The sequence below is a fragment of the Caballeronia sp. ATUFL_F2_KS9A genome (assembly GCF_023630765.1).
Lineage (GTDB): Bacteria > Pseudomonadota > Gammaproteobacteria > Burkholderiales > Burkholderiaceae > Caballeronia > Caballeronia zhejiangensis.
The window spans coordinates 72,532-84,487 of sequence record NZ_JALQEK010000046.1; the positions used below are offsets into that span (position 1 = coordinate 72,532).

General features: G+C 63.3%; 8 protein-coding genes, 1 tRNA gene and 1 pseudogene. 5 read left to right on the plus strand and 5 right to left on the minus strand.

Translation table 11 applies throughout. The features are described 5' to 3' along the window. Nucleotides 1-212: 212 nt before the first annotated feature. Complete coding sequence (locus NCS67_RS27220) at nucleotides 213-1,085, plus strand: GNAT family N-acetyltransferase (RefSeq protein WP_250437423.1); 873 nt, start codon at nucleotides 213-215, stop codon at nucleotides 1,083-1,085. Between the two features lie 7 nt (nucleotides 1,086-1,092). Here the strand turns inward: NCS67_RS27220 and NCS67_RS27225 are convergent, their stop codons facing one another. Continuing rightward, nucleotides 1,093-2,670 (minus strand): ABC transporter substrate-binding protein, encoded by a 1,578-nt coding sequence (locus tag NCS67_RS27225; protein ID WP_250437424.1) that lies wholly within the window; start codon nucleotides 2,668-2,670, stop codon nucleotides 1,093-1,095. A 51-nt stretch (nucleotides 2,671-2,721) separates the two neighbouring features. After that, nucleotides 2,722-4,749, minus strand: coding sequence for an oxidoreductase (locus NCS67_RS27230; protein WP_502801605.1), 2,028 nt, complete (start codon nucleotides 4,747-4,749; stop codon nucleotides 2,722-2,724). A gap of 96 nt (nucleotides 4,750-4,845) precedes the next feature. Here NCS67_RS27230 and NCS67_RS27235 point away from each other — a divergent pair, with 96 nt between their 5' ends. Continuing rightward, a complete protein-coding gene (locus NCS67_RS27235; RefSeq protein ID WP_250437427.1) occupies nucleotides 4,846-5,820 on the plus strand; it encodes a LysR family transcriptional regulator in 975 nt (324 codons plus the stop codon). Here the strand turns inward: NCS67_RS27235 and NCS67_RS27240 are convergent. Further along, complete coding sequence (locus NCS67_RS27240; RefSeq protein ID WP_250437429.1) at nucleotides 5,809-7,017, minus strand: mechanosensitive ion channel family protein; 1,209 nt, start codon at nucleotides 7,015-7,017, stop codon at nucleotides 5,809-5,811. The genes NCS67_RS27235 and NCS67_RS27240 overlap by 12 nt on opposite strands. A gap of 152 nt (nucleotides 7,018-7,169) precedes the next feature. Here NCS67_RS27240 and NCS67_RS27245 point away from each other — a divergent pair. Next, a tRNA-Leu gene (locus NCS67_RS27245) sits at nucleotides 7,170-7,254 on the plus strand. Nucleotides 7,255-7,304: 50 nt separating this feature from the next. Here the strand turns inward: NCS67_RS27245 and NCS67_RS27250 are convergent. Then, nucleotides 7,305-8,234 (minus strand): annotated as a pseudogene (locus NCS67_RS27250) (LysR family transcriptional regulator); the annotation flags it as partial. A gap of 112 nt (nucleotides 8,235-8,346) precedes the next feature. On the opposite strand from NCS67_RS27250, the gene NCS67_RS27255 reads away from it, so the two are divergent. Further along, the gene (locus NCS67_RS27255) at nucleotides 8,347-9,699 is read left to right on the plus strand and encodes an NAD(P)/FAD-dependent oxidoreductase (protein WP_250437431.1); all 1,353 of its coding nucleotides are present in this window, start codon (nucleotides 8,347-8,349) and stop codon (nucleotides 9,697-9,699) included. Nucleotides 9,700-9,706: 7 nt separating this feature from the next. Here NCS67_RS27255 and NCS67_RS27260 read toward each other — a convergent pair whose 3' ends face one another. Then, nucleotides 9,707-9,955, minus strand: a complete 249-nt coding sequence (locus NCS67_RS27260) for an adhesin (RefSeq protein ID WP_175981421.1) — start codon at nucleotides 9,953-9,955, stop codon at nucleotides 9,707-9,709. Between the two features lie 349 nt (nucleotides 9,956-10,304). On the opposite strand from NCS67_RS27260, the gene NCS67_RS27265 reads away from it, so the two are divergent. After that, the gene (locus tag NCS67_RS27265; protein WP_033536446.1) at nucleotides 10,305-11,837 is read left to right on the plus strand and encodes a complex I subunit 4 family protein; all 1,533 of its coding nucleotides are present in this window, start codon (nucleotides 10,305-10,307) and stop codon (nucleotides 11,835-11,837) included. The last annotated feature ends 119 nt before the right edge of the window (nucleotides 11,838-11,956 follow it).

Sequence of the window (11,956 nt, forward strand, 5' to 3'; positions counted from 1 at the left end):
CATGACTCCATCGTAGGGCCAGCGCGCCGGCATATTTCGCCGACAAAATTGCCGATTCAGCACAGCGCGCGCGTTCTTGCCGCGATAACCTGCGGTTTTGCGTTGCACCACGCGGCGGAATCTCGCGCCGTGCGGGACAGGAAGATCGTCCTAGCCATGCGCGCTGCGCGGTGTCAAAGTCACGGTAAATGTCTTCAAACTGAGGAGGCCGCGTGCCTGACTCGAACAATAACGAAGTGGTCGAATACCGGGCTTTCACGCTCGACGACCTTCCTGCAGCGCACGCGTTGTCCGCGTCCGTGAAATGGCGGCATCGCGCGGACGATTGGCGTTTCGCGGCGCGTATCGGCAGCGGCTTCGCGGCGGTCGATCAGAACGGTGCGCTCGTCGGTACGGCGCTCGCGTTTCAGTTCGGCGCGGATGCGGCGACGCTCGGCATGTTCATCGTGTCGCCGGAACATCAGCGGCGCGGCATCGGGCGCGGACTGCTCGACCGCCTGCGTGCGAAGCTCGGTCCGCGCATGCTGCTGATCCACGCATCGAACGAAGGCAAGCCGCTTTGCGTGGAACGCGGCTTCGAAACCATCGACACCATTCATCAACATCAGGGCGCGGCCTTTCAGCCGCCGCTCGTTTCGCTGCCGCCGGGCGAACGGCTCCGTCCGATCGGTGCGAAGGATACGCCGCGTCTTGCCGCGCTGGCATCGCGGGCAAGCGGGCTGGATCGCACGGAACTCATGCCGCAATTGCTCGATGTCGCGAGCGGCATCGCACTCGATCGCGATGGCGAACTGATCGGCTTCGCACTCTTCCGACGTTTCGGCGATGGTCACGTGATCGGCCCGGTCGTCGCGCCCGAGTCGGCGGACCAGAACCGCGCCAAAGCGCTGATCAGCTATTGGCTCGCGCTGAACGCGGGCATGTTCGTGCGCATCGATACGCCCTTGCGTTACGGCCTTTCCTCGTGGCTGGAAGGACTCGGCCTGCCGCTCGTCGATACCATCGAGCAGATGGCGCTCAACGGCAAGCCATCCACCGATGCGACGTTCACGCAATTTGCGCTGACGAGCCAGGCCGTGTGGTAATCGATCGTCACGCCTTCGCGAGCCACGCGAACTCCGCGAACCAATAGCCCATCACGCGTCCTGACGGCGTCCCCTTCAAGCCGCGCAAGTTCGAGCTTTGCGCGTCGATGAAGTTGATGAAGGCCGGAATCACGAGACTGTTCTTCTGGTAGACGATGGTCTGCATGTCGCCGTACATCTGCTTGCGCTTCGCTTCGTCGCGTTCGCGGCGCGCCTGTATCAACAGTTGATCGAACTGCTCGTTCTTCCAGCCGGACTCGTTCCAGTTCGCGTTCGAGCGAAAGAACTGCGTGTACAGCAGATCGAGCGTCGGGCGCGGCAGGATCGAGCCGTAGGTCATCGGATACTTCATCCAGTAGGTCGTCCAGTAACCATCGGCGGGCACGCGGCGCACGTTGATGTCGACGCCCGCCTGTTTCGCCGCCTGCTGGATCAGCATCGCGGAATCGAGCGCGGTCTCGACAGATGGCGGCGCGATGATCTCCGCACGCGCGCCCGGCGTGCCGGCCTTCTTGAAGTGGAACTGCGCCTTGTCCGGATCGAACGTGCGCTGAGGCAATCCCTTCATGAAGTATGGATGCCACTCGGGCACCGGATGATCGTTCGCGAGCGTGCCGTGTCCGCGCAACATCACGTTCACGATGCGCTGGCGATCATGCAGATACTTGATGCCTTCGTTGAAGTCCGCGCTCTTTGTCGGCAGCATGTCCTGCCGCTGCGCGAGATCGGAATAGAGTTGCGACGGACTTTCGAGCACGGTCACCTTGCCGGTCTGCTTCACGCGGTCGACATCGCGCGCGGGCAGTGGCGAGATGAGCTGCACATCGCCCGCGAGCAGCGCATTGGTGCGCGCTGCATCATCGCCGATGCCGATGATCTCCACTTCATCCAGATACGGACGCCCCGGCTTCCAGAAGTTCGCATTGCGCGCGCCGATGCAGCGTTGCGCCGGCGTGAACTCTTTGCATGTGAACGGTCCCGTGCCGTTGCCCTTCGAAAAATCGGTCGTGTTCGCGGCGACAATCACGAGATGCGGAATCGCGAGCAGCGCGGGAAGATCGACGTTCGGCTCGGTCAGCGTGATCTCGACTTTCAACGGTCCCGCCGCCTTCACCGAGCTGATGCCATCCGCTATCGATTTCGCTTTCGAGCCGGTCGCCGGGTCCTTGTGGCGCATCAACGAGAACACGACATCGTCGGATGTCAGCGGCTTGCCGTCGTGGAAATGCACGTTGGGCCGCAGTGTGACGGTCCATGTCGTGAAGTCGTCGGATTCGAGCTTCTCCGCGAGCGCGTTCTGCGTCTTGAAGTCGGCGTCCAGTTCGGTGAGGCCGCTATAGAACATGTACGCACGAGCGTAATCGCCGGTATGCGTTCCCTTCGCGGGATCGAGCGAGTCCATCAGCGACTGATTCGCGAGCGCCACGCGGATGCGTCCGCCGCGTTGCGGCGCGGGCTCGTTCGCGGCGAATGCAAGCGACGATGCGCCCGGCAAGATCAGCGTCGCCGCACCCGCCGCGGCAAGCGTTTTGATCGCCTTGCGGCGGCTCGGATCGGCAACTACGAAGTCCTTCGGCAATGTCATGTGAGCCTCGCTCGTTCATTGTCGTTTCAACGGATGAGATGCAACCTGCCTTCACAGCGCCATGCAAAGCCGATAGGCGTCATAGATGGCCGTATGGATATCGCGCGACGCGCTGGCATCGCCGATGCGGTACAAGTGGAACTGTCCTTCCTCGCGTTCCTTCGCTTCGGGTTGCGGCTTGCCTGTCGCGAATGCTTCGAGATCGGTGTAGCCGTCATTGGCCGAATACATGCGCGCCGCTTCGAAGAGATCCTCGACCGCGAGCATGCCGCGCTCGACCACGACATGATCCGCTTCCATCTCGACGAGCTCGTTCGTCAGATGATGACGGAACACGGCGCGGCGCTTGCCGCCATCGGTCGCGCTCACTTCGATCAATTCGATGTTCGTGCGGACCGGCACATCCCAGCGCGCGATATTGCGCATCCAGACCTGATCGTCGCCGCGTCCGCCGGTTTCCTGCGCGGGCACGCTGTCGATGAGCGCGAGCGATACAGCAAGGCCCGCATCGACATAACGCTCGGCGCAGAGATACGCGTTATGCCGGCCCGTGCCGTCGTAAACGAGCACGCTGCCTTCGCGCGGCGGCGTTTCGGTGAGCGCATCGAAGACGGACTTGCAGAGCTCGCCGCCCGGCAACGCATCCAGATTCGGCAGGCCGCCCGTCGCGACGATGACCACATCCGCGCCATGATCGAGCACGTCGCTCAACTCGGCGTAGTGGTTGTAGCGCACATCGACAGCGAGCTTGTCGAGTTGCGCCACGCGCCAGTCGACGATGCCGATAAGATCGCGCCGCCAGCTTCCCGTCGCCGCGAGCAACATCTGTCCGCCCGCCTCCGAGTTCGCCTCGAGCACGGTGACGTCATGGCCGCGCGTCGCGCAGATGCGCGCGGCTTCGAGGCCCGCAGGTCCCGCGCCGACGACGAGCACGCGCTTCTTCTGCGCGGCCTCCGGTATGTCATGCGTGAGATACGTCTCGCGCGACGTCGCCGGGTTATGAATGCACGTCGCGCGAAAGTTGCGGCAGAACGATGCGCCGACGCACGGCCTCGCTTCATCCTCCTTGCCTGCTTCGACGAGCTTCACGAGATGCGGCTCCGCGATATGCGCGCGCGTCATGCCGACCATGTCGAGCAGACCTTCGCGTATCGCATAACGCGCCGTGGCGAGATCGGCGATCTTCGCTGCGTGGAAGACGGGCAGATCGACCGCGCGCTTGAACGCGGCCGCTTTGGGCAGCCACGGTGCAGACGGCACGAACATGCCCGGCATCGAGTTGACCGCGAGCGACATCTTCGTGTCCATGCGCCCGAACGTGACGTTGAAGAAATCGAACAGACCCGTGCTCTGCAGGATGCGCGACATCTCCAGCCCTTCCTCGAAGCTGCATCCGTCTTCGAGCGCGAAGCGAAAGCCGACGATGAAATCGTCGCCCACCTGCTTGCGTATTTCTTCGTGAACCTCGATTGCGAAGCGCACGCGATTCGCCGTCGAACCGCCGTATTTATCGGTGCGCAGGTTCACGGTCGGGTCCATGAACTGGCCGATGAGATGCCCGCCCGCATGCGTTTCGATGCCGTCCAGACCGCCATCGCGGCAGCGCTTCGCCGCAAGGCCGAAGTCGCGGATCACGCGTTTGATGTCGGCATCGTGGATAGCCTGCGGCATCGCCCGATGCAGCGTTTCGCGCACGGCCGATGGCGCGATCATCGGCAGCCACGGTTCCGTGTATGCATCGCCGCGCCGCCCGAGATGTGTGATCTGGCACATGAGCGCTGCGCCGTGCGTATGGACGCGATCGGAAAAGCGCCGCAGATGCGGCACCACGGCATCGGTCGAGACGTTGATCTGCTGGAACGTATTGGGACTGTCGAGGCTGACGTTCGACGAGCCGCCGAACATCGTCAGCGCGATACCCCCTTTCGCCTTTTCCTCGTGATACCGTTGATAAACCTCCTGAGGGAATTCATCACGCGTGAGACGGCTCGCGTGACTCGTGCTCATCACACGGTTTCTGAGTACGAGATGCCTGAGGGCAAAGGGCTGAAGCAACGGGTCCGACGAAGCAGTGGTCATGGCCTGCGAGAAGAAGTAAGCGTCGGACTCAAGGTAAGGAGGTCAATATGCGCCGTCAAATTACAAATGGATGCACGCCCCTTAACATGGTGTTGTATGAGTCTGCGACTTCCGTCCCTTCAGGCACTGCTCGTCTTCGAAACATCCGCGCGGCTCTTGAGCTTCACCAAGGCGGCCGGCGAACTCAACGTGACGCCCGTCGCCGTGAGCCGCATGGTGGCGCGTCTCGAAGACGCGCTCGGCTTCAGGCTCTTCGATCGCACGAAGCTAGGGCTTACCCTGACCGATCGCGGCGCAACATTGCAGCGCGCCGTTGCATCGGGTTTCGGGCAGATCGGCGATACCATCGATGAACTCAAGCGCGATCATGCGCAAGGCGAAATCGTCACGCTGTCGCTCGCGAGCGGCTTCGCCGCCTTGTGGCTCTTGCCGCGTTATGCGGGGTTTCGCCGCGCGTTTCCTTCCATCAATCTGCGCTTGCAAGTGATGGCCGGGCGGCTCTACGGACCGCTCGAAGATGCGGACCTCGGCATCCGGCTGCATGGTCCGGGTTCGGAGAAGGAACCGCTTCTTCTTTGTCCGGAGATCATCGTCCCTGTCTGTAGTCCGAACTATCGCGCCGAATTCGGCCCGCTCGATACGCCGGCGAGCATCGAAGGTCACGCCTATATTCATCTCGACGTGACCACGCTTTCCTGGGCGGATTTTCATCGTGCGACGGGGCTGTCCGACAAGGGCATCGGCGAAGCGGTGCATCACACCGATCCCGGACTCGCCGTGCAATGCGCGATGCTCGGACAAGGCGTCGTGCTCGGCTGGCTGCTCGCGATCGCGGCGCCGTTGAACGAGGGCAAGGTCATTCCCGCGTGGGACCGATACATCGAAACGGGCTGCAATTACGTGCTCGAACATCGCTCGTCGAATCCGTCGGAAAGCACGCGCGCGGTGGCGCAATGGCTCATCGACGAAATGAGGAAGGAACTCGAGGATGCTCGTCGCGTGCTCGCGCCGCTGAAAACGGTGCCCAAGCACCGCGCCGATCACGCAAGCATGGCTCGATCACCTTCCTGAGGGCGCGGACACCGAACGCTCGCGCTGCCAGCAGCGCAGGCCGAAAAACGGCACGACGCCATAAGCGTGATCGAGCATGTCCGATAGCAACGCCTCGTAGCGCTCCCAGCGAATCTCGTCGATGAACACGCAGATCTCCAGTGCCACGACCGCCGTCGTGGACTGGACGTGGCGAATCACGAGCGGCATGTCGCGACGCACGGCCGGGTGCGCGCGCAAATATCCGCTGAGATAGTGCCGATACAAACCGAGGTTCGTGCGGCGCTCGCCTTCGACGGTCACGAGCGGCTGTTCTATCGCTGCGTGCAATTGCGCGAGCAACGCGTCGTCGGGATAGCGGATCGTGTCCACGTCGAAGTGAATCGCATGCCGCAAGCGTCGCGCGCCCGACGCGACCATGCCGCGCCAGTTCTTCACGCTGTTCGTCAGCAGCAGTTGGCTCGGCAACATGACGACGGTGTTGTCGAAGTTGCGCACCTTGATCGTGTTCAAGGCAATATCGATGACGATGCCATCGGCGACATATCCGGGCACTTCGATCCAGTCGCCCACGCGCAGCATGTCGTACGCGGCGAGCTGGATGCTGGCGACGAAGCCGAGCAGCGAGTCGCGAAAGATGATGATGAGCAGCGCCGTGATCGCGGAGAGACCGGTGAGCAGATAAACGGGCGAACGCTCGAGCAGCAGCGAAACGACCGCGATCAGCGCGACGAGATACACGACGATCGTGGCGATCTGCAGAAAGCTCTTGATGGGCCGCTCGCTCGCCGAAGGAAAGTGGCTATAGCGCTCGTCGATGCTGTCGCGCAATGCAAGCGCCGCGCGCACCATCGTGTAGACCATGTAGCAGGCCGCGAGTATGGCGAGCGGCTTGCCGAGCGCCGGGATCACCGGAAACGTGAGCCCCGTGAGCAACGGCGCCGCGGCATAGACGATAGCGGCAGGCACGAGCGGCGCAAGCCGATGAAACACGCGATGTCGCTCCGCCGCGATCAGCCACTTGCGCCCTTCCTTGCGTGCGAGCCGGTTGACGATCACGAGCATGAACCAGCGCGTCAGGTAGTAGCAGATGACGCTCGCGAGGAAAATCGCCAGCAGCATGGCGATCACGAGAAGCGTCGCGATGAGCCAGCTATCGGTGGCGACGTTGACTTGCCAGTCGGGTCCCACTTCGAAACGCAAGCTGTTGCCGAACATGGACGCTCCCGTATGGGCGAACCGATGTGATTATTCAGGCGAATCCGACGAGACCGTTGCTTTGCCGAATATTGTAGTAGCGTCGCGACGATGCACGCGATGATCGAAGCCCTTCGCATTTCCCGATTTTCCCGCTACAATTCGGTCCCCTTGCCCAGGTGGCGGAATTGGTAGACGCACTATCTTGAGGGGGTAGCGCCGCGAGGCGTTCGGGTTCGAGTCCCGACCTGGGCACCAGTTGCATCCGCAACGACTTCTGTTTTCTTCTCTCTGCGCGTCGAACGCAGCTTGTGCGTTTCCGGCGGCGCAGTCAGGCCCGCGACGGCCGCTCCCGACTGAATCAAGAATTCCCTGAACGCATTGGCGACCTGAGGCAGGCGTCGCTCCGACATATGCACGACATGCCAAGCGCGCTCGATCGGCGTCGAAGGCACGGGAAGCGTCGAGAGCAAGCCCGCCTGCATTTCGAGCGCGCACGCGTGCAGCGAAAGAAACGCCACGCCGAGTCCCGCTTCGACGAGCTGCTTGATCGCTTCATTGCTCGATAACTCGGACGCGGCATGCAGCTTCAGACCCGCTTCCTTGAACAGCCCTTCGATCGCGACGCGCGTGCCCGAGCCGCGCTCTCTGACAAGCAGATTCGCCGATTCGAGATCGGTCAGACGCAGGCGCTTCGCGCGCATCAGCGGATGCGAAGGCGCGGCGACGAACGCCATCGGATGCTTCGCGAATGCGGCGGCGCTCGTGCGCAGTTCGCGCGGCTGCCGTCCCATGATCGCGAGATCGATTTCATTCGTCGCGAGCATGCGGACGATGTCATCGCGATTGCCGATGCGAAACTGCAGCTTCACGCCGGGCCGCTCCTTCGTGAAGCGCACGAGCAGCGGCGGCACGAGATATTCCGCCGTCGTGATCGCACCGATGCGCAACGTGCCGCCCAGTTCGCCGCGCAACGCCGCCACTTCTTCGCCCGCTTCGTTCCAAAGGCTCAGGATTTCGTTCGCGTAACGCGCCATTACTTCGCCCGCAGCCGTGAGCTGCACTTCGCGGCCGACGCGGCGCAAAAGCGGCGTGCCCGCGGCTTCGCCGAGCAACGAGATTTGCAACGAGACCGCCGGCTGCGTGAGATGCAGTTCATCGGCGGCGCCCGAGATGCTGCCCACGCGCGCGACGGTCTGCAGCGTGCGCAACTGACGGAAGGTCGTGGTCTTTAACATTAGTGAAAACTTATGAGTCGGCGATAAATACTAAATAGCGCATATGTTTTCGGGACCTTATATTTTTCCCAACGAGGTCGTCAAGCATCCACACAGCACTTCCGGGAGAGCCATGATGTTGAATCCTTACGCGCAACGGCAGGTCGATTCGCCTCATCGCATCGTGATCGTCGGCGGCGGCGCCGCCGGGCTGGAACTCGCGACGCGTCTGGGCAATAGCGTCGGCAAGCGGCGGCGCGCCGAGGTGATCCTCATCGACCGCTTTCCGACGCACTTCTGGAAGCCGCTTCTGCATGAAGTCGCGTCGGGACAGATCGATGCATCGAGTCATCAGATCGATTACGCCGCGCACGCGAAGTGGAATCACTTTCGCTTCGAGCAGGGCGCGCTCGCGAACATCGATCGTGGACGCCGCGAGATCGTCATCGACGAGACGACCGATATCGACGGACGTCCGCTCCTGCCGAAGCGAACGCTCGCCTTCGATTCGCTCGTGCTCGCGCTCGGCAGCGTGACGAACTTCTTCTCGATTCCCGGCGCGGCGCAGCATGCGCTGACGCTCGAAACGGTGGAGCAGGCGGAAACGTTCCGGCGGCGTCTGTTGTCGAGCCTTCTGCGTTCGAGTCATGCGCGGCAGGCGACGCCCGGCGCGGCGCGCACGCCGGTTTCGGTGACGGTGATCGGCGGCGGCGCGACGGGCGTCGAACTGGCCGCCGCGCTGCGCGGATCGGCGGAAATGCTGCGCGAGTATCACCTCGCGTCGATCGACCCGGCCAGCGACATCCGCATTCGTCTGCTGGAAGGCGCGCCGCGCGTGCTGCCCGCGCTGCCCGAACGCATTTCGACGCGCGCTCAGGACGTGCTCGCCAAGCTCGGCGTGGAAGTGCGGCTGGGTTGCCGCGTGCGTTCGGTGGACGAGCAGGCCGTATCGACCGCGGATGGCGAAACGCTCACAAGCGACATCACGATCTGGGCCGCGGGCGTGGAAGGCGCGCCGGTGTTGCGCACGCTGGAAGGATTGCCGCTGAACCGGCTGGGACAGGTGATCGTCGATGCAACCTTGCAGGTCGAACCCGGCTCAGGCATCTACGCGATGGGCGACTGCGCCGCGTGCGCCGCAGCGAAAGGCGACGCGCTCGTGCCGCCGCGCGCGCAGGCCGCGTTTCAGCAGGCCGTCTATCTCGCCGATGCCCTCGCGCGCCGCCTCGACGAACGCGCCGTGCCGCTCTTCGCGTACCGCGATCAGGGCACGCTCGTCTCCTTCGGACGCGCAGGCGCGGCGGGCGCGCTGATGAGCGAGTTGCTGCGCCGGCCGCTGTTCATCGACGGATGGTTCGCGGCGTCGTGCTACCGGCATCTGTATCGCCGGCACATCATGGGGCTGACGGGCGTCAAGCGGGCGCTGATGTACGCCGCGAGCCAATGGCTGCGCGAGCGCGTGCGGCCTACCGTGAAGCTGAACTGACGCCGTTTCAGCGCATTGCGACAGCCGTGCCGGACTCGGCGCGGCCCGACACGAGGCATTGGGACCGGAACGCGTCGCGCTGGCTGCTCGCGGCGGCGTGGCTGAAGCCCTTGCTCAGGGCGTCGAATTCGATCTGCGCCGCGCTCTGCGCGCACGACGACGCGGCCAGGTCGCGTCCCTGCGCGTGGAGCATGGCGCGATCGGCGACGAGATACGCGACGAGCGCAAAGACGACGGCCTTGAATGTTTTCTTCATGCTTGTCTCCTTCCTTGCGTTCTAGGCTAAGGGCCACGCGGCTTCCGGCAAATCAGGGCAAGCCCGAAGCGAACGAACGATTCATTCACGTCGACGTGCCGCCGAGCCGGAATCGGTAAAAAAGTCAAGGTCGTTCGGCGCAATGAATTTGATACGCCGCAATGCACAAAAAACTATTCTTTTGAGTTATCCTCGTTAACCCTTAGGAATACGCCTAAGTCATTCGGGCTGCGCGCCGGATTCAAGCCTCCGCGCACTCGTCCTGCCTTACATTCCACTGTCAGCGCCTTCCCAGCGAGCACGTTTCTTCGCGTGCTGGCCGTGCTTTGCGCCCGATTTCGACCGAGCTATGCATCTGCCGTCAGTTCTCAGTTTTCTTATCTGGATTCCAGTGGTGTCGGGCATCTTCGTGCTGACGTTCAGCGCATCCGCGACGCTCTCGCGCGCCGTCGCCCTGTTCGGCGCGATTCTCAGCCTGTTGCCCGTCGTGCCGCTGCTCTCCCGCTTCGACGCGTCGTCCAGCGCGATGCAGTTCGTCGAGCGCGTCGAGTGGCTGCCGCAGTTCGGCATTTCGTACCATCTGGGCGTCGACGGCATTTCGCTGTGGTTCACGGTGCTGACGGCCGTCACCACGCTCATCATCTTCGTCGCGTCGTGGCGCTCGGTCACGAAGCAGGTCGCGCAATACTACGGCGCGTTCCTCGTGCTGTCGGGCTGCATGCAGGGCGTGTTCGCGTCGCTGGATGGCATGCTGTTCTTCGTGTTCTTCGAGGCTTCGCTGATTCCGCTGTATCTGCTGATCGGCACGTGGGGCGGCGAGCGGCGCGTGTACGCGGCGATTCGCTTCTTCTTTTTCTCGCTGCTCGGCTCGCTTGCAATGCTGGCCGCGCTCGTTTATCTGTGGACGCAGGCGCATACCTTCGATATCGACGCATGGCGCAACCTGAAGCTCGGCTTCACGCCGCAGATCGTCGTCTTCGTCTGCTTCCTCGCGGCGTTTTCGGTCAAGGTGCCGATGTGGCCGGTCCACACCTGGCTGCCCGACGTGAACTCGGAAGGTCCGACGGGCGCGGCGGTGCTGCTCGGCATGCTGAAGATCGGCGGCTACGGCATGTTGCGCTACGTGTTGCCGATCGTGCCCGACGCATCGCACTTCTTCGCCCCGGCGATGATCGCGCTGTCGCTCGTCGCGGTGATCTACGGCAGCCTCGTCGCGCTCGCGCAGACGGACATGCGCAAGCTGCTTGCCTACTCGGCAGTCGCGCACATGGGTCTCGTGACGCTCGGCCTCTTCACCTTCGACCGCCTCGGCACCGAAGGCGCGGTCGTGCAGATGCTGTCGTACGGCATCGTGTCCGGCGCGATGCTGCTGTGCACCGGCGTGCTCGTCGAGCGCACGAAAAATGGCTCGATCGATGCCTACGGCGGCGTCGCCAACACGATGCCCCGCTTCGCGGTCTGCGCGATGCTGTTCGCGATGGCCAATGTCGGCCTGCCGGGCACCTCGGGTTTCGTCGGCGAGTTTCTAGTGTTGATGGGCGCGATCCGCCTCAACTTCTGGATCGGCGCGGCTGCGGCCACGTCGCTGATCCTGAGCGCGGCCTATACGCTGTGGATGGTCAAGCGTGTGATTTTCGGCGCGGTGAAGAACGAGCGCGTCGCCGGTCTGCGCGATCTCGGCAAGCGCGAACTCGTGCTGTTCGGCGCGATGGCCGTGCTGGTGCTGGGTATCGGCGTGCATCCGAAGACCTTCACGGACGCGATGGGCCCGTCCGTCGAAAGACTGCTCGCGGCGGCGCAAAGCTCGACGCTGCCCGACGACGGCAGCGCGCCGTCCTACAACGCGCGCCGCGAAGCGGTTTCGGAGCGCACGCCGGGCTGAGTTCCGGCAAAGATGGAACTACGCCGCTAACATTTCGAGTGTTCGCGGACACACGCCGCGGCGCCGCTCTATACTGAGCGGCGCCGCGTTCGTTTTTGCATCGCCTGATCCATCCGAAA

Coding starts and splice junctions, on each gene's coding strand:
- NCS67_RS27240 (WP_250437429.1), bottom strand. CDS start 7,017: ATGTTCGGCAACAGCTTGCGTTTCGAAGTGGGACCCGACTGGCAAGTC.
- NCS67_RS27265 (WP_033536446.1), top strand. CDS start 10,305: ATGCATCTGCCGTCAGTTCTCAGTTTTCTTATCTGGATTCCAGTGGTG.
- NCS67_RS27235 (WP_250437427.1), top strand. CDS start 4,846: ATGAGTCTGCGACTTCCGTCCCTTCAGGCACTGCTCGTCTTCGAAACA.
- NCS67_RS27260 (WP_175981421.1), bottom strand. CDS start 9,955: ATGAAGAAAACATTCAAGGCCGTCGTCTTTGCGCTCGTCGCGTATCTC.
- NCS67_RS27255 (WP_250437431.1), top strand. CDS start 8,347: ATGATGTTGAATCCTTACGCGCAACGGCAGGTCGATTCGCCTCATCGC.
- NCS67_RS27225 (WP_250437424.1), bottom strand. CDS start 2,670: ATGACATTGCCGAAGGACTTCGTAGTTGCCGATCCGAGCCGCCGCAAG.
- NCS67_RS27230 (WP_502801605.1), bottom strand. CDS start 4,749: ATGACCACTGCTTCGTCGGACCCGTTGCTTCAGCCCTTTGCCCTCAGG.